Annotated in this window: 17 protein-coding genes; 6 read left to right on the top strand and 11 right to left on the bottom strand. The window is 64.3% G+C overall.

The window, feature by feature from the left end; translation table 11 throughout:
• Nucleotides 1-11: 11 nt before the first annotated feature.
• The 8 genes from ahbB (ACO77H_RS15655) to nirS are packed head-to-tail and all read right to left on the bottom strand — an operon-like array spanning nucleotide 12 to nucleotide 5,332.
• The gene (gene ahbB / locus ACO77H_RS15655) at nucleotides 12-530 is read right to left on the bottom strand and encodes a siroheme decarboxylase subunit beta (RefSeq protein ID WP_169953105.1); all 519 of its coding nucleotides are present in this window, start codon (nucleotides 528-530) and stop codon (nucleotides 12-14) included.
• Complete coding sequence (locus ACO77H_RS15650; protein ID WP_169953107.1) at nucleotides 505-948, bottom strand: Lrp/AsnC family transcriptional regulator; 444 nt, start codon at nucleotides 946-948, stop codon at nucleotides 505-507. The genes ahbB (ACO77H_RS15655) and ACO77H_RS15650 overlap by 26 nt, the downstream gene beginning before the upstream one ends.
• Nucleotides 941-1,456: a siroheme decarboxylase subunit beta gene (ahbB, locus tag ACO77H_RS15645; protein WP_169953109.1), complete on the bottom strand. Its 516-nt coding sequence runs from the start codon at nucleotides 1,454-1,456 to the stop codon at nucleotides 941-943. Before ahbB (ACO77H_RS15645) ends, ACO77H_RS15650 begins: the two co-directional genes overlap by 8 nt.
• Nucleotides 1,453-1,911: an Lrp/AsnC family transcriptional regulator gene (locus ACO77H_RS15640; RefSeq protein ID WP_169864180.1), complete on the bottom strand. Its 459-nt coding sequence runs from the start codon at nucleotides 1,909-1,911 to the stop codon at nucleotides 1,453-1,455. The genes ahbB (ACO77H_RS15645) and ACO77H_RS15640 overlap by 4 nt, the downstream gene beginning before the upstream one ends.
• 1 nt (nucleotide 1,912) lies before the next feature.
• A complete protein-coding gene (locus ACO77H_RS15635; RefSeq protein ID WP_170041266.1) occupies nucleotides 1,913-3,085 on the bottom strand; it encodes a cytochrome D1 domain-containing protein in 1,173 nt (390 codons plus the stop codon).
• Complete coding sequence (locus tag ACO77H_RS15630) at nucleotides 3,082-3,408, bottom strand: c-type cytochrome (RefSeq protein ID WP_432754228.1); 327 nt, start codon at nucleotides 3,406-3,408, stop codon at nucleotides 3,082-3,084. Before ACO77H_RS15630 ends, ACO77H_RS15635 begins: the two co-directional genes overlap by 4 nt.
• A gap of 16 nt (nucleotides 3,409-3,424) precedes the next feature.
• Nucleotides 3,425-3,739: a c-type cytochrome gene (locus ACO77H_RS15625; protein ID WP_170041267.1), complete on the bottom strand. Its 315-nt coding sequence runs from the start codon at nucleotides 3,737-3,739 to the stop codon at nucleotides 3,425-3,427.
• A gap of 24 nt (nucleotides 3,740-3,763) precedes the next feature.
• Nucleotides 3,764-5,332, bottom strand: a complete 1,569-nt coding sequence (nirS, locus tag ACO77H_RS15620) for a nitrite reductase (RefSeq protein ID WP_262376912.1) — start codon at nucleotides 5,330-5,332, stop codon at nucleotides 3,764-3,766.
• Nucleotides 5,333-5,634: 302 nt separating this feature from the next.
• Between nirS and ACO77H_RS15615 the strand changes: the two genes are divergently transcribed.
• The 3 genes from ACO77H_RS15615 to ACO77H_RS15605 are packed head-to-tail and all read left to right on the top strand — an operon-like array spanning nucleotide 5,635 to nucleotide 7,179.
• Nucleotides 5,635-6,411: a CbbQ/NirQ/NorQ/GpvN family protein gene (locus ACO77H_RS15615; protein ID WP_169953120.1), complete on the top strand. Its 777-nt coding sequence runs from the start codon at nucleotides 5,635-5,637 to the stop codon at nucleotides 6,409-6,411.
• A complete protein-coding gene (locus tag ACO77H_RS15610) occupies nucleotides 6,395-6,961 on the top strand; it encodes a cytochrome c oxidase subunit 3 (RefSeq protein ID WP_432754227.1) in 567 nt (188 codons plus the stop codon). Before ACO77H_RS15615 ends, ACO77H_RS15610 begins: the two co-directional genes overlap by 17 nt.
• A gap of 50 nt (nucleotides 6,962-7,011) precedes the next feature.
• Nucleotides 7,012-7,179, top strand: coding sequence for a cytochrome C oxidase subunit IV family protein (locus ACO77H_RS15605; protein WP_432755761.1), 168 nt, complete (start codon nucleotides 7,012-7,014; stop codon nucleotides 7,177-7,179).
• Nucleotides 7,180-8,592: 1,413 nt separating this feature from the next.
• On the opposite strand, the gene ACO77H_RS15600 is transcribed toward ACO77H_RS15605, so the two are convergent.
• The 3 genes from ACO77H_RS15600 to ACO77H_RS15590 all read right to left on the bottom strand — a co-directional run bounded on the left by ACO77H_RS15600 (nucleotide 8,593) and on the right by ACO77H_RS15590 (nucleotide 13,555).
• The gene (locus ACO77H_RS15600; RefSeq protein ID WP_432754226.1) at nucleotides 8,593-10,449 is read right to left on the bottom strand and encodes an ABC transporter ATP-binding protein; all 1,857 of its coding nucleotides are present in this window, start codon (nucleotides 10,447-10,449) and stop codon (nucleotides 8,593-8,595) included.
• Complete coding sequence (locus tag ACO77H_RS15595) at nucleotides 10,442-12,208, bottom strand: ABC transporter ATP-binding protein (RefSeq protein WP_432754225.1); 1,767 nt, start codon at nucleotides 12,206-12,208, stop codon at nucleotides 10,442-10,444. The genes ACO77H_RS15600 and ACO77H_RS15595 overlap by 8 nt, the downstream gene beginning before the upstream one ends.
• A 114-nt stretch (nucleotides 12,209-12,322) precedes the next feature.
• On the bottom strand, nucleotides 12,323-13,555 hold the full coding sequence (locus tag ACO77H_RS15590; protein WP_432754224.1) for an acyl-CoA dehydrogenase family protein: 1,233 nt from the start codon (nucleotides 13,553-13,555) through the stop codon (nucleotides 12,323-12,325).
• Between the two features lie 351 nt (nucleotides 13,556-13,906).
• Between ACO77H_RS15590 and ACO77H_RS15585 the strand changes: the two genes are divergently transcribed.
• From ACO77H_RS15585 to ACO77H_RS15575, 3 genes are all read left to right on the top strand, one after another.
• Nucleotides 13,907-14,950 carry an ABC transporter substrate-binding protein gene (locus tag ACO77H_RS15585; RefSeq protein WP_169953135.1) on the top strand — a complete coding sequence of 348 codons (1,044 nt, stop codon included), beginning with the start codon at nucleotides 13,907-13,909 and terminating at the stop codon, nucleotides 14,948-14,950.
• A 15-nt stretch (nucleotides 14,951-14,965) separates the two neighbouring features.
• Entirely contained in the window at nucleotides 14,966-15,697 is a 732-nt protein-coding gene (locus ACO77H_RS15580) for a class II aldolase/adducin family protein (protein ID WP_432754223.1), read from the top strand.
• A 160-nt stretch (nucleotides 15,698-15,857) separates the two neighbouring features.
• Nucleotides 15,858-17,045 (top strand): LLM class flavin-dependent oxidoreductase, encoded by a 1,188-nt coding sequence (locus ACO77H_RS15575; RefSeq protein WP_169953139.1) that lies wholly within the window; start codon nucleotides 15,858-15,860, stop codon nucleotides 17,043-17,045.
• Nucleotides 17,046-17,047: the final 2 nt, after the last annotated feature.

Raw genomic sequence — 17,047 nt, 5'->3', positions numbered from 1 at the left:
ATGTTCCTTCTTCAGCGCGCACGTGCAGGAGCGAGGGGAGAGCTCAGGCGCAAGCCGGTTTTTTTCAGGATGCGACTGCTCACCAGCATCTCGTCCGCCCGGCTGGCATCGCCCAGCAGGAAGCGCAGGTGTTCGCGGTAACTGTCGATTTCTTCACGGCTGCGCCCATGCACCATGGCGAACAGGTTGTACGGCCAATCCGCGCGCCGGGGGCGGCGGTAGCAGTGGCTGACAAAGGGCTGGGCGCCGATCAGCTCGCCCAGGCGCGGCATCTGTTCGTCGCACACATCCCACACGGTCATGCCGTTGTGGCGGTAGCCCAGGCGATAGTGATTGGGCACGGCGGCGATCCGGCGGATGGCGCCTTCCCCTTGCAGGCGCTTGAGCAGGTCCAGGGTCGATTCGACGCTGATGCCCAGTTGCTCGGCGAGCCAGGTCCAGGGGTCTTCCACCAGCGGCAGGCCGGCTTCGGTCAAATGGATCAGGCGCTGGGCCAGGTTCTCGTCAAACCGGGAAATACAGGCCGACATGGTAGGTTTGCTCCTTGGGCAGGTTAAGCACCTCAAGCCCGGTCAGGGTGTGGATATGCGCCAGGGTCTGGTCGAGGTCGTCGCAGGTTGCGCAGGCCAGCACAAACCACATGTTCCAGGGATGCTCGCGCCGGTAGTTGTGGGCCACTTGCGGCAGGTCGTTGAGTTGCGCCGCGACCTCTTCAAAACGTGATTCGGGCACCGCAAGGGCGGCCAGGGTGAACGCGCCCCCCAGGCGCTCGATGTCGAACATCGGCCCGAAGCGCGTCAGCACGCCGTCTTCGAGCAGCAGGTGCAGGCGGTCGAGCAACGCGTCGGGCGTGCTGCGTAGCTCATCAGCCACTGCCTGCCATGGATCACGCACCAGCGGCAGGCCCCGTTGCAGGCGATTGATCAGTTGCCGGTCGAGTTCATCCATGGGCCCATACCTGTGACGGCGGCGGCGCAAAACGCCCGCCGCATTGCTTGAACATGCGCGTGCTGAACAGCAGGTGGTGGGGCAGGTCGCTGAGCAGATGCTGTTGCAGCAGCGCCTCGATCTGCGCCTGTACCGCTGCGCGTTCACGCCCGTGCACCATGCAGAACAGGTTGTAGCGCCAGTGCGGCAAGCGCCGTGGCCGCTGGTAGCACAGGGTGATGCCCGGCGCGCGGCCCAGGCGCTGGCCGACTTCATCGATCAGTGCATCGGGCACATCCAGCACCAGCATCGCATTGGCCACATAGCCCAGGGCGCGGTGGTTGAGCACCAGGCCGACGCGGCGGAACAGACCCTGTTCCTGCCATTGCTGCATCTGCTTGAGCACTTGCAGGTGATGGGCTCCGATCTGCTCGGCGAGGTCTTCATAGGGCCGCGACACGCGCGGCAGCCCACGCTCCAGGCACTGGCGCAGGTCAAGCAATTGTTCATGGTTCAGCGGCGCGATCACGGGTGGACTCCCAGGGCGAAACCCAGGTCGATGCGGTAGGAGGTGAGCATGGGCAGGTCCAGGGGGATCAGGCCGGTGTCCTTTTCCAGCTCTTCCAGGATCTGTTCCAGATGGCGGCGATTAGGCCCGGTCAGCACAAACCACAGGTTGTAGTGATGTTCGCGGGCGTAGTTGTGATTGACCTCGGGGTAGCGGCTGATGCGCGCCGCCACTTGCTCCAGGCGCTCGGCGGGCACAGCCAGGGCGGCGAGGGTACTGGCGCCGGCACGGCTGTGATCGAACACCGGCCCGACCCGCGACAGCGCGCCCGCCAGTTCCAGGCGTTGCAGGCAGGCCATCAGCTCGCGCTCGCTGCAACCCAGGGTTTGCGCCATTTCCAGGTAAGGCTCGGCACACAGCGGCATGCCGTGTTGATAGCGGTCGATCAGGCGTGCGGTCAGTTCATCCAGTTCCATCTCAGTACCCCATTTTTTGCGCGCGGCTGCTGAAGAAGATGCCGCTGGGGCTGTCGGCCGGCAGGGTCTTGAGCAAGGTCAAACGATAAGGATCCCAGACCTGCACCTGCTGGCCGTCGCGAACCGACAACCACAGCTGCTCACCGCGCCCGGTGAATTCCATGTGCAGCACACCGGGGCCGGGGCGCAGGTCCGCGACCACCTGGTGGGTTTCACTGTCGAGTACCTGCACCCGATCGTTGTCGGGGTAGGCGAAGTTGACCCACAACTGGCGCCCATCAGGCCGTGCGGTGACAAAAATCGGCTGGCCGGCCACGGCGATGGCGGCGGTCTGCTGCCAGGTGCGTGCGTCCATCACCAGCACCTGGTGCCGGCCCACGGCGGGCACGAACGCCTGGTTGTCGGCCACGGCCCAGCCTTCCAGATGCGGCATCTTGTACACCGGCAGTTTTTCCTGGCCGCGACCGTAATCGGCCAGCACGCGCTTGACCCCCAGTTCGGGGTGCCACAGGTCGAGCTGGGCCATGCCGTCCTCGCCAAACAAACCGGCCATGTAGTAACGGCCATCGGCAGTGATCAGCGCGTCATAGGGCTGGCGGCCAATACCGCTGAAGCGGGTGATGGCCGGGGTGTTGCCCTGGCTGAAATCGGCGCTCCAGATCTCGTCGGTATCAAACAGGCTGAACACAAAGCGCTGCCCTGGCGCATCCACCAGGCCCACCACCCGCGAGCGTTTGCCGTCGGCCACGGGCGTGGCCGGGATATCGGCCACCTGTTGCAGGGTCACCGCGTCGAACACCTTGACCCCGCCCGGTTGGTAGTTGGAGACCGCAATCAGGCGCCCATCCTGGCTGATCGCGCCGCCGATGCTGTTGCCGCCCTGGATCAGGCGTTGGTCGATGCGCTGGGTCAGCAGGTCGACCTTGGTCAACCCGCCGTCCCGGCCAAAGAGGTAGGCGTAGCGCTGGTCCCGGGAGAACACCGCCGAGGCGTGGGACAAATCCCCCAGCCCCTCGACCCGGGCCAGGCGCGCCTGGTGGCTGCTGTCGATAATCAGCAGGCTGCCGCTGGCACGCTCTACCACCAGGCCCAGGTCGCCGGTGCCGCGTAGCGGTGGCTGGACACAGGCCGTGAGCAACAGGCCGGCAATGCACACAAACAGGGGACGGATCATGGCGCAGGGGTTCCTTGCAGGAGGCGATCCACCAGCCAGGCAATTTCGCCGGCATTGAGCAACGGCGCCCAGCCAGGCATCGCCAGGGCAGGGCGGCCATAGGTCACGGTGGCAATCAGGGCATCGCGGGTCTGCCCGGCCAGGGCTTGGGGCGTCAGGGCCGGGCCCAGGCCACCGGTCAGGTGCAGACCGTGACAGGCCCCGCAGTCCTGGGTCAGCAGGTGTTCCAGCTGGACCTGGCGCGCAGGCACCGGTGCTCCGTGCACCGGCGCGGGAATGAGGAAAAGCAACGCCATGGCCGAACCGATCATCGAGACTTGCATGGCGTGCTCCTTGTGCTTATTTCAGGCTCAACACCCATTGGGCGAGGGTCAGGGCTTCGGCATCGGTGACGGGGTTGGCCGGCATCGGAATCGGTCCCCAGTTACCCTGGGTACCGTTCTTGATGTGGCTGGCCAAGGTTTTGTCAGCGTCCTTGACGCCGGCATTTTTTGCCGCGACTTCCTTGAGCGCCGGCCCCACCATCTTGCTGTCGACGGTGTGGCAGGCAGCGCAGGGTTTGCTCTTGAACAGCGCCGCACCATCCTCGGCAACGGCCGTGGACAGGCTCAACGCCGCGCCCAGGGCCGCGAGTGCAAGCAGGATATTTTTCATTGGGTTGCCTCTTGTTGATGAAGCTCAATAAATGTCGAATTGGGTGTTGTAGACATTGAACTTGCCGGTCGGGGTAATCAGGCGCTTGTCCTTGATCACGTTCTTGAGCTTGAGGGTCTTGTCATCGACCACCACCAGCGCCGACTCCTCTTCCTGGCCGTTCCACACTGAGAACCACACTTCATCGCCCGCCTTGTTGTATTCCGGCTGCACCACGCGCAGGGCGCCTTGCTTGATGCCCGACCATTGGGCAATCGGCAGCACGGTGTAGCCGGCGTCGAGCTTGTCGATATTGAACACGGCCACCGACTGGCTGAGCTTGGTGTCGGGGTTGAGGGTGGTGTCGACGTACAGGTGCCGCGAGTTGGGGTGGGTCTTGATAAACAGCGAGCCACCGCCCTGGCCATTGAGCGAGGTCACCTGCTTCCAGGCGTACTGCGGATGCTTGACCGGGTCGGTGCCGATCACCGAAACCCCACCGTCACCCAAGTGGCTGGTGGCCCATACCGGACCATATTGCGGGTGCACAAAGTTGGCGCCACGACCGGGGTGCGGGGTCTTGCCCACATCCACCAGGGCGGTGAGCTTGCGCTCCTTGGAGTCGATCACCGCGACCTTGTTGGAGTTGTTCGCGGCCGTCATGAAGTAGCGGTGGGTGCTGTCCCAACCGCCGTCATGCAAGAAAGGCGCGGCGTCGATGGTGGTGATGGTGAGGTTCTTGATGTCCTGGTAGTTGACCAGCATCACCTTGCCGGTTTCCTTGACGTTGACGATGAACTCCGGCCATTCGTGGGAGGCGATGATCGCCGCCACACGCGGTTCCGGGTGGTACTCCTGTTTGTCCACGGTCATGCCACGGGTCGAGACGATCTGCTTGGGCTCCAGGGTCTCGCCGTCCATGATGGTGAACTGCGGCGGCCAGTAGGAACCGGCAATCGCGTACTTGTCTTCATAGCCCTTGAACTTGGAGGTCTCCACCGAGCGGGCCTCGATGCCCACCTTGATCTCGGCGACCTTGGTCGGCTCGGCGGGCCACAGGTCGATCATGTCGATCTTGGCGTCACGGCCGATCACCAGCAGGTAGCGGCCCGAAGCAGAGATCCGCGAGATATGCACGGCGTAGCCGGTGTCGATGAGTTTGACGATTTTTTTGCTGTCGCCGTCGATCAGGGCGATTTTGCCGTCGTCACGCAGGGTGACGGAGAACAGGTTTTCCAGGTTCAGCGTGTTGAGCTGCTTCTTCGGGCGGTCTTGGGGCTTGACCAGTACCTTCCAGGTCTTAAGGGTTTCGGCCATGCCCCATTCCGGCGGCGTCGGCGCGGTGTGCTGGATGAAGGTTGCCATGCTGGTGATCTGCGCCTTGGTCAGCGCATTGGAGGTGCCCCAGTTCGGCATGCCGGCGGGGGAGCCGTAGGTGATCAAGGCTTCCAGATACGCCTGGCCCCGGGCCTGGGTGATGTCCGGGGTCAGCGGCTTGCCGGTGGCGCCCTTGCGCAACACACCGTGGCAGCCGGCGCAGCGCTCGAAGTAGATCTGCTTCGAGGCATCGAACTCGGCTTGGCTCAAGTCGGGTGCGCCGGGGCTCTTGACCATGACCGTCGCCGGTGCAGGTGCAGCCGCGAAGGCCTGCGTTGAGAGGGCCAGGGCCAGCGCGCAGCTGAGCCTGGCCAGCGTCAGTACGAAGGGTGTTTTGTTGCGAGTCAGCATTCCATCTCTCCTCAGGCAAGACCTTTGCGATCCGGGTAGAACGCAGGTTCTTAGTGCCAGCAGAGACTATGTCGCGGCGGGTGAATGACCGCTTGACGGCGATCAAGTTTGCCTTGAGTACGGCTTGCCAGGTTGTCGCAGGGCCCCGTAGCGTGGCCGTCAAACCCGTTGCCCATGCAAGGTGCACCATGACCGAACCCTTCTACCAAGCCGTCAATAACGAGCATGAGTTGTTCGAACACGCCTGGCGCCACCGCATGCCAGTGTTGATCAAGGGCCCCACCGGCTGCGGCAAGACCCGCTTCGTCCAGCATATGGCTCATCGTCTGCAACTGCCGCTGTACACCGTGGCCTGCCACGACGACCTCAGCGCCGCCGACCTGATCGGCCGTCACCTGATCGGCGCCCAGGGCACCTGGTGGCAGGATGGCCCGCTAACCCGCGCGGTGCGCGAAGGGGGCATCTGCTACCTGGACGAAGTGGTCGAGGCGCGCCAGGACACCGCCGTGGTCCTGCACCCGGTGGCCGATGACCGTCGCGAGCTGTTCCTGGAACGCACGGGCGAAGTCCTCAAGGCGCCGCCGTCGTTCATGCTGGTGGTGTCTTACAACCCCGGTTACCAGAACCTGCTCAAGGGCATGAAACCCAGCACCCGCCAGCGCTTCGTCGCGATGCGTTTTGGCTATCCGTCGCCCCTGGAAGAAGAACGCATCGTCGCCCGCGAAGCCCAGGTAGACAGCGCCCTGGCGGCCCAGGTGGTACGCCTGGGGCAGGCCTTGCGCCGGCTGGACCAGCATGATCTGGAAGAGGTGGCGTCGACGCGCCTGCTGATCTTCACCGCGCGCCTGATCGCCGCGGGCATGCACCCGCGTGAAGCGTGCATGGCGTGCCTGGCTGAAGCGCTGAGCGATGATCCGCAAACCGTTGCGGCCCTGATGGACGTGGTTGATGTTCACTTCAGTTGAACGGCGCCTGCAGGGCGACCTGGCGATGTGGTTCTTCATCCTTGCCGAACTCTCGGTGTTTGCGCTGCTGATCCTCGCCTTTGCGGCGGCCCAGATGCTCCAGCCCCAAGCCTTTGCCGAAGGCCGCGCACAGCTGGATACCTCCACCGGCCTGGCTATGACCCTGAGCCTGCTGACAGCCGGCCTGCTGGCGGCGTTGGCGCAGCAACAACTGCTTGCCGGCCAGCCTCGGCGGGCAAGTGGGTTATTGCTGTTGGGGCTGTCGGTGGCGGTGGTGTATGTGTGGATCAAGCTTGGCGAGTACGGGCACCTGGCCGCTGCCGGACTGGGGCTGGAGCACAGCACGTTCTTTACCCTGTACTGGATTCTGACCGGGTTTCACTTCCTGCATGTCCTGTTGGGGATGGTGATCCTGGCATGGCTGGCGTGGCACTGCTGGCATGGGGCTTATGGACCGGGGCGCCAGTCGGGGTTCGAATCAGGGGTGCTCTATTGGCACATGGTGGATCTGGTATGGGTGGTGTTGTTTCCCCTGGTGTACGTGTTGTGAGGCTGCTGGCCTGCTGGGGCGCGTTGGTGCTGCTGAGCGTAGGCACGGTCATGTCGGGCGCTGCGGGGCTGTGGTGGATAGTGGTGTTGGCAGCAGTGGCCAAGGCCTGGATGATTACCGATGGGTTTATGGAACTGCGGCATGCGCCCCCGGGGTGGCGGGCCGCGATGTTGGCCTGGCCGGTGGTGTTGGTGATGGGGATTGTGGTGATGCATTAAGGGCGCTCATTTATCGAAACTGCCGCGCCGCTTACCTGTGGGCTTGCCCGCGATAGCAATACATCAGCCGAAGAACATACTGCCTGACCCACCGCCATCGCCGGCAAGCCAGCTCCCACATGTGATTTGCAGTGTGGCCAAATTCTCTGCCCAAGCCAGCGTCCCCTGTAGGAGCGGGCTTACCCGCGATAGCGGCACATCAGCCGAAGAACATACTGCCTGACTCACCGCCATCGCCGGCAAGCCAGCTCCCACATGTGATTTGCAGTGTGGCCAAATTCTCTACCCAAGCCAGCGTCCCCTGTAGGAGCGGGCTTGCCCGCGATAGCGGTACATCAGCCGAAGAACAGGCTGCCTGACCCACCGCCATCGCCGGCAAGCCAGCTCCCACATGTGATTTGTGGTGTGGCCAAATTCTCTACCCAAGCCAGCGTCCCCTGTAGGAGCGGGCTTGCCCGCGATAGCAATACATCAGCCGAAGAACATACTGCCTGACCCGCCGCCATCGCCGGCAAGCCAGCTCCCACATGTGATTTGTGGTGTGGCCAAATTCTCTACCCAAGTGAGACCCCCCTGTAGGAGCGGGCTTGCCCGCGATAGCAATACATCAGCCGAAGAACATACTGCCTGACCCGCCGCCATCGCCGGCAAGCCAGCTCCCACATGTGATTTGTGGTGTGGCCAAATTCTCTACCCAAGTGAGACCCCCCTGTAGGAGCGGGCTTGCCCGCGATAGCGGTACATCAGCCGAACAACAGGCAGCCTGACCCACCGCCATCGCCGGCAAGCCAGCTCCCACATATGATTTGCAGTGTGGCCAAATTCTCTGCCCAAGCCAGCGTCCCCTGTAGGAGCGGGCTTGCCCGCGATAGCAATACATCAGCCGAAGAACATACTGCCTGACTCACCGCCATCGCCGGCAAGCCAGCTCCCACATGTGATTTGCAGTGTGGCCAAATTCTCTACCCAAGCCAGCGTCCCCTGTAGGAGCGGGCTTGCCCGCGATAGCAATACATCAGCCGAAGAACATACTGCCTGACCCACCGCCATCACCGGCAAGCCAGCTCCCACATGTGATTTGTGGTGTGTCCAAATTCTCTACCCAAGCCAGCGTCCCCTGTAGGAGCGGGCTTGCCCGCGATAGCAATACATCAGCCGAAGAACATACTGCCTGACTCACCGCCATCGCCGGCAAGCCAGCTCCCACATGTGATTTGCAGTGTGGCCAAATTCTCTACCCAAGCCAGCGTCCCCTGTAGGAGCGGGCTTGCCCGCGATAGCAATACATCAGCCGAAGAACAGGCAGCCTGACCCACCGCCATCGCCGGCAAGCCAGCTCCCACATGTGATTTGTGCTGTGGCCAAATTCTCTGCCCAAGTGAGAGCCCCCTGTAGGAGCTGGCTTGCCCGCGCCTATATCACCGTTTCCGCCACGGAAACCACCCCTTGCGCGCCTCGCAGATACGACTGGTACAACGCCGCATACGCCCCCCCTTGTTCAATCAGCTGCCGATGCGGCCCAAGCTCCACCACCTGTCCATGCCGTACCACCGCAATGCGATCCGCATCCCGAATCGTCGCCAGGCGGTGGGCGATGATGATTGCCGTGCGCCCCTCGCACAACCGTCGCAAGGCCCGCTGGATGCGCCGCTCGGTATGGATATCCACCGCCGACGTCGCCTCGTCCAGCACCAGCACCGCAGGATCCGCCAGGTACGCGCGTACCAGGCACACCAGTTGCCGCTGGCCGTGACTCAGGTGTGCACCCAGTGGGCCGACTTCGGTGTGATATTGATGGGGCAGTCGCTCCAGCACTTCGTCGGCGCCCAGTTCGCGGGCTGCGGCGATCAGTCGGCTGTCATCGGCGTCCGGTGCCGCCAGGCGCAGGTTGTCGAGGATGCTGCCGCTGAACAACACGTTGTCCTGCAGCACCACCCCGACGTTGCGCCGCAGGGTGTGTTGCGCCAGTTCGCGCACATCGATGCCGTCAAGCAGCACCGCCCCCGTCTGTACCTCGTAGAAGCGCGTCAGCAGTTGCACCAAGGTACTTTTGCCATGCCCGGAAGGGCCGACAATCGCCAGCACTTGGCCGGCGGGGATGTGCAGGTCGAGATTGTTGATCACCGGTGCCTGCGCCCCCGGCGTATAGCTGAACCCCACCCCCTGGAAGTGCACTTCACCCCGCGCCCGCGCCAAGGTGGCAGGCGCGGCGCAGTCGGTGATCTGCGCCCGGGTATCGAGCAGCAGGAAAATCCGCTGGGCACTGGCCGACCCCGTGGCGTAGCGCTCGAACAGGTCGGACAGCTCCTGCAACGGCCCGAGGAACAAGAACACATAAAACAGGCTCTCCGCGACCTGGCCCACGGTCACATCACCCGCCGCCAGGCCATAGGCGCCCACCAGCAACAGCACGGCAATCCCCGCCGAGCTGAGCAGTGCGGTAAACGGCGCAAACCAGCTGGAGCGCAAGCTGCCGCGAATCAAGGCCTGGTTGAAGTCATCCAGCAGGCCACGATAGCGCCGCAGGTTCGGCCCTTGCTGGGCGCACTGTTGCAACAGGCGTGCGCCGCTGACGCTTTCCACCAGGTGTGCGGTAAAGCGGCTGCGGTTTTCCGCGACCCTGGCCCAGTTGCGCTGGGATATCCGCTTGAAGCTCCAGGTCGCCAACACCAGCAGCGGTACCGTCGCCACCAGGCTGAGGAAGAAGCGCGGGTCGATGCGCCACAGCATCACCGAGGCCAGCCCACACCGCAGCAGGGCCCCGAGCAGTTCTGGCGGGCCCTGGATCAGCAGCGGTTCGAGGGCATCCACATCGCGATCGACCCGGGAAATGATGCGCCCGGCCCGGGTCTGGTCGAAGTAGCTGACACTCAAGCCCTGGACATGGGCAAACACCCGCACGCGCAGGGCGTTGAGCACCCCAATCGCCGCGCCCCCGGCGACGAACTGCGACACCCCGGCCAACAGGAAACGCAGCAGCCAACTGGCGGCCAACCCGAGGCCCAGCCACAGCACCAGGCGCTCATCCAGCAGCCAGTGCTCGGCTTGTTGCACCAGGCCGCGGTCCAGCAGTTCACGCACAAACCAGGGGCGCAGGAACACGGTGAACACCAGCAGCACTTCAATGCCGATCACTGCCAGGATCTGCCGGCGGATCGGCTGCAGCAACGGCAGCAGGCGCTTGAACATGCTGCGGTCCAGGGCCTTTTTGGCAAGCATTTCTTCGATTTCGATATCGCTCAAGGCTTTGCCGGCGATTGGATTAGCCATGGTCGATCCCTAGCAGGTCGCGGTAGTGCGCGTTGGTGTGTTGCAGCTGGGCATGGGGTCCCTCGGCGGCGATCTTGCCGCCTTCGAGCATCAGCACCCGGTCGGCCAGGAGGATGGTCGAGAGCTTGCTGGAGATCACCAGCACCGTGGTGCCGCGCAGTTGCCGCAGGTTGTGCAGCACCAGGCGCTCGCTGATTGCATCGAGGGCGCTGGTGGCGTCGTCCAGGCACAGAATGTCTGGCGCACCGAGCAGCGCCCGCGCCAGGCACAGGCGTTGACGCTGACCGCCCGACAAGGTGACGCCGCGATCGCCCAGGGGTGTTTCCAGGCCCTGGGGCAAGCGCTGCAAGATGTCGTCGGCTGCTGCCATGCGCAGTGCTGCGTGCAGTTGTTCATCGGTGGCGCTGGGTGCGCTCAGGCGCAGGTTGGCCGCCAGGCTGCCGGCAAACAGGAAACTCTCTTGGGGCACCACATGCACGCGGCGACGCAACTGTGCGAGGTTCAGGCTGCGGATATCCTGCCAACCGTCCTGCGCCGAACCCAGCAGCACGCGCCCGGCACTGACGTCGGTCAGGCGCGGCAACAGGCTGGCCAGTAGGCTCTTGCCGGTACCGGTGGCGCCCACCAGGGCGACGATTTCCCCAGGCTGCAGGGTCAGCGAGCAATCCTGCAAAATGTCGCGGCCACCCCCCGGTGCGCTGACGCTGACGTGCTCCAGGCGCAAGCCCAGGGGGCTGGCGGGCAGGCTCGCGCTGCCGTCGCCAATCGCCAGCGGCGCGTCGAGCAACTGCCAGATGCGTTCGGCACTGGCCCGGGCGTCGGCGAAGGTCTGCATCACCCGGCCAATGCCCTCGATACGAAACACCAGGGTGGTGGCGATCAGCAGTGAGGTCACCAGTTCACCGATGTTCAATTGCCCGGCCGCCACCAGATGGGCGCCGTACACCAGGATCCACACATGGCCGAACGCGACCACCGCCTGGGGCAGGGGGATGCGCGAGCTGGAATAGGCCAGGGCCTGGCGTGCGAGGCTGGCAAACACTGCCACCTGGCTGGAGAAGCCGTTGATGCGCTGCTGCTCCAGGGCAAATGACTTGATCACCCGCACCCCACCGATGCCTTCGCTCAGGTCCTGGTTGACCCGGTCGTAGGCCGCGCCCACGGCGCGATCCAGGCTCACCAGGCGCTCGGTCTGGCGCACGAAAATCCACAGGCCGGTGACGGTCAACAGCAACGGCACCAGGCCCAGCAGCGGGTGATACCAGCTCAACAAGCCCACCGTGGCCAGCACCACCAGCGGTGTTTCTACCACCTGGCGCCAAAAGCTGATCAGCGCATCGCGCACCTTGTCGGCATCGCGGGTGGTACGGGTGATCATCTCGCCCATGCCGTGTTGCCAGTGATAGCCCAGGTGCAGGTTCTGCACCTGGTCGAGAATGCGCTCACGCAGGCGCGTCAGCAGCTCCTGGCTGAGCACCAGGGACAGCACGCTGGCCGCGTATTGCAACACCCCGCGCCCCAGCGCCACGGCCAGCATCAACCCCAGCCAGTACCAGCCAAGGCTGGCGTCGAGGCTGCCATCCGCCTGGCGTACCACCGCGTGCCCGGCGCTGACATCGTTGACCGCATGGCCGATCAGCCACTGCTGCCAGACCAGCCCGAGGTTGATCGCCACATACAGCGCGGCCACCAGGCAGAAGCGCCAGGGCATCTCCCGGTAGATCGCCAGGCTGCGTAAAAGAGGATGTTTTTCGCTCATGAAAAGCTCAATCAAAACCCTGTAGGAGCTGGCTTGCCAGCGATCGGGCCCGCAAGCCATGCGCCGGTTTCAAGGGCGCCATCGCCGGCAAGCCGGCTCCTGCCAGGGAGGGGGTTAGCGGGTGGTAGCGCCCTGGGTCTGCTTGGCATTGAGGATCGCGGTGTATTCGCCCGGGTCCACGCCGTTGAGGTAGTAGTTGCCCACGTGGTGCAAGCGCCAGCGGATCGGGTCATGGGTGGTGTGCACCCGGGCATTGCGCCAGAAGCGGTCCAGGTTCCATTTGCTCAGGGACGAGCTGGCGCCCAGCAGCGAGAAAATATCACTGGAGATCTTCAGCGAAGCAGCGTCCGAATGCGCCCGCGCAGTGGCCACCGACAGGATCAACTCGTCTTGCAGCTCTTTGTTTTCCGGGTCCAGTTCATGCTGGTCGAACACCCGCGCGGCGTCGCGCAACAGTGACTCGGCCGCGCGCAAGGCCACGGCGTACTCGCCGACCTGCTTGATGATGTGCGGTTCTTCATTGGCGTGGTCCACGCCGCTTTCCACCCATGGCCGGGCGTTGTGCTTGAGGTAATCGACGGCGGCGCCCAGCGCGCCGGCCGCAATCCCGGTGTCGATGGCGGCGTGGAGGATCTGCGGGAAGGTCAGCCCGGTGCGTTTCATCGGGCCCTTGCGTTGCGAGACGAAGGCTTCGTCCAGTTCGATAGCGTCAAAGCGCACGGTACCACTGACCGAATTTTTCTGGCCGAAGGCCTCCCAGTCATCGAGCAGGGTCAGGCCCGGGGTATTGCGGTTGAGCAGCACGCTGGCGCCGCCATCGTCACTGGCTGCGGTCAGCGAGATCCACTCGGCGAGGTAGGAACCGGTGGAGTAGAACTTGCTGCCATTGAGCACCAGCTTACCGTCGGCGCGGCGTTCGACGCGGGTCTTGAGGGCGAACTTGTTTTTCCCGCCCACTTCCGCCAGGGCGTTGCCGAAACGTTTGCCGGCCAGTACATCGGCAATCAGTCGATCGCGCACGGCGTCGCTGTAGCCGCTGAAAATCCCGCGCAGCATCACGTTATGGATTTGCAGCAACTGGCCGACGCCGCCATCGGCCACCGAGACCAGGCGTACGGTTTCGACGATGGTTTGCACCGAGGCACCCAGCCCGCCAAAGGCCTTGGGCACGCCGATGGCGGTCAGGCCGCTTTCGGACAACAGCTGGGCCTGGCGCCAAGGCAGTTGGCCGTTTTGCTGGGGGTCGGCGGCGATCCGGGCGATCTCCGGGGCGATCTCCCGGGCGACGGCGATGGCCTCAGCCTCGCTGTACAGTTGGCGCGTGGGTACCTGTTCAAACGTGGTCATTGCTACTCATCCTTATGCTAGATCCCGCCCCCTGTAGGAGCCGGCTTGCCGGCGATGGCGTTATCAAGGACGCCATCGCCGGCAAGCCGGCTCCTACAGGGGAGTGCGGTGTTGAAGGGGCTTGAGCAAGTTCTGCGCCAACGCCTAAAAGCGGGCTTGCGGCGGGCGGGGTGTTGCTGGAGCAGCAACCGCGTCACGCCGGCTGCTGGGTCAGCAGCAGTGCTGTTGGCAGGCCAGCAGCCCTCTGCCTGACGTTTGCGCCAAGCCCTTGCGCAGCGGGGCTTTGGCCATTTGGCACGGCCTCTGCAATAGCTCCCGGCAACTGCCTTGCCCAATTCAATGGAGCTGCCTATGACCCTTTGCGCTGTCTTGCCCACGCCCACCCTGGAGCAGATCTGGTTCACCCGTTGCCCGGTGCCGACCGCTTCCGGGATCGCCTACAAGCTGGGTTGGTTGAGCGAGGAATTCGCTGCCGACGGCCTGCCGGTCGCCACATTGCAGGAGGCTCGTCAACTGGGCCGTCACCATTACGATCACGACCTGCCGGGACTGTTTCGCGAAGGCGGCAACGTCCCGGCATTGGCCGCCCGCGCGGGTGGTGCACCAAGCCGCCTGATCGGCCTGACCTGGATTGAAGAGTGGCAAACCATCCTGGTCCGCCCGGACTCCGGCATCAGCCGCCCCGCAGACCTCAAAGGCAAGCGCCTGGCGCTGCCGGCCTGGGGCGACAACCGTCCCGGCAGCATCGCCCGGGCCATGAGCCTGCATGGCTACAAAGGCGCGCTGAGCCTGGCCGGCCTGGGCTTTGACGATGTACAGCTGGTGGAAGTGGCGTTGCAGGACCAACAACAGGCGCCTGACCCGCAGCAGGGTTTGCAGCGCCTGTGGTCCGGCCTGGATTACCTGGTGCGTGGCGAGGTGGATGCGGTGTACGTCAAGGGCGCATCGGCCGCCGATGCCGCGCGCCGCCTGGGGCTGGTGGTGGGCATTGACCTGGACCTGATCGCCGAGCCGCGCTACCGCATCAACAACGGCACGCCACGCCCGATCACGGTCCACCAGGACCTGCTGGACAACCATTTCGACCTGGTGGTGCGCTTCCTCGCGCAAACCCTTGGCGCCGCCGACTGGGCGGCGAACAACCGTGAGGCCCTGAACGCCATCCTCGAAGAAGAAACCCGCGCCGGCAGTGCCGGTGTGGCCGAGGCCTATCGCGGCGACTTCCACACCACATTGGCGCCGGATTTGTCGGCCCAGCGCCTGGAATTTCTCGGCGTCCAGAAAGACTTCCTCTACCTGCACGGCTTCCTGGAGCGCGATTTCGCCATCGCCGACTGGGTCGACCCGCGCCCCTTGCAAGCTGCCCATGAACTGTTGGCCAAGCGCCGCGCCTGAACCTGGAGAAACCCCATGACTGCGATTGTCCTCGCTCAACCCATCAGCCAGCCCCTGCAAGACTTCATCGACAAGGTGCTGCTGGAAGCCGAAGAGGCCTTCACCGTGTTCCGCGAAACCAACACCATCACCGCCAATGGCACGGTCGGCTTTGTCGAGCGCGTGCCCGGCGAAGAGCTGCTGGTGTCCGTCAACTACGGTGGGCCCTGGAACTACCGCAAGCCGCTACAGGCCACGGTCAGCGACTTTGCCGGCAACCTGATCTACGGCAATGGCAAGGGCGGGGCAGGGCGCTACACCAAGCTGTTCGAGCAGCACCCGGACGTGACCACCGTGTCCCACGTGCACTCGCCGTACCTCGGCGCCTGGGCCCAGACCCACCGCACCTTGCCGTTCCACTACGTGCCGGTGCAGCGTTACCAACTGGCCCGCGAGCTGCCGGTGTACATCGACCGACGCCAGCAGGAAGTGGACTTCATCCTCGACAAAATCGCCGAGAACCCTTTCAACCTGGCGATCCTCGAAGCCAACGGCGGCGCCACGGTGTGGGGCAAGCAGGGCCTGCGCGCCACCGCAGAATTCATTGTGTTGCTGGAGGAGGGCGCGCAACTGCAATTGCTCGCCGACGCCCTGGGTGGCTCCCGCGCCTACGGCCCTGGGGTGCTGACCCAGCAATGGAAAATGAGCGGCCTGTATGAGCAAGCCACGGCCCTGGGCCTGGTCCCGGCCATCGACCGCCGCCCCTGACCCTTGTCGGAGCTGGTTTACCGCTATCGCCGGCAAGCCGGCTCCTACAGTGGGCCGGCGTCGCATCACCTTTGTAGGAGCTGGCTTGCCAGCGATGAAGCCGGTATGCCGAACGCCGATTGCCTGGCGTTTTATAGAATTTTTTCAAGGATGCTTTGCCATGGCTGTAAAAATCCTCTGGTACCTCACCACCCCCGATGGGCCATACCCTTGGGAGCCCGAAGGCCGCTGGAAAACCGACTTCGAACACCTCAAGCAGTTGGCCATCGCCAGTGACCGCCTGGGCTTCTACGGTTCGCTGCTCGGCTCCAGCCCCAACGAAAGCCTGGTGGTCGCCGCCTCGCTGATCGACGCGACCCAGCGCCTGCGTTTCCTGGTGGCGCAACACCCCGGCGAGCTGTCGCCGGCGGTCCTGGCCAAGTGGGCGTTGACCTTCGATCAGTTCTCCAACGGCCGCCTGCTGTTCAACGTGGTCAACGGCAACGACGCCGGCCTGGCCACCCTCGGCGTGCATTACCCCCACGACGAACGTTATGCCTTCAGCCTCGAATACTGGCGGGCGTTCCAGGGTTTCTACGCCGGCGATACCAGCGGTTTCGACGGCCAGTACGTCAAGCTCGCCCCCCGTGCCCCCGGCGCCGCCAATCATCCTTTGGGTGGCTGGCATCCGCCGCGCCAGAAACCCGGGATCCCCTTGTGGGGCGCCGGTACTTCCGGGCCCGGCGTGGCCCATTCGGTGCAGTTGCTCGACGTCTACCTGAGTTTTGCCAATACCCCGCCCAAGCTGGGCGACAAGTTTCGCAAGGTGGCCGCCGAAGCTGCAAAAATCGGCCGCGAACTGACCTTTGGCACGCGCCTGCAAATCATCGTGCGCGAGACCGAAGAAGAGGCGTGGGCCCACGCCGAGAAACTGCTGCAACGCACCTCGCTGCAAACCGCACGCAACGCCATCGAACGCCAGTTGCCGGCCGGCGTCAGCTTCGATGAGTTCCACAGCGACGATCCACAGACCCAGCGCAACCTCGAGACCATTCGTGCGGGCCGCCTACCCACCGCCCGCGACCTGGAGATCTACCCCAACGTATGGCTCGGCCCAAGCCTGTTTGGCTTCAATATCCTCGGCCCTGCGGCGGGCACCTACCTGGTGGGCAGCGCCGAGCAGGTTGCCGAGCGTATCCGCGAGTACGAGGCCCAGGGTACCTCGGCCTTTATCCTTTCCGGTTTTCCGCTGATTGACGAAGCGCACCGCGTGGCGGACCTGTTGTTCCCGCTGCTGGAGCTGGACCACGGCTTTGACGTGCCGCGTCTGGGCGTCACCCACAAGCTCGTGCAGCTGGATGAGGCCTGAGT

It is taken from the genome of Pseudomonas sp. WMBT8 (assembly GCF_050916005.1).
Classification (GTDB): domain Bacteria; phylum Pseudomonadota; class Gammaproteobacteria; order Pseudomonadales; family Pseudomonadaceae; genus Aquipseudomonas.
The sequence above is the reverse complement of the archived record's forward strand: the minus strand, read 5'-3'. Positions and strand labels throughout refer to the sequence as shown.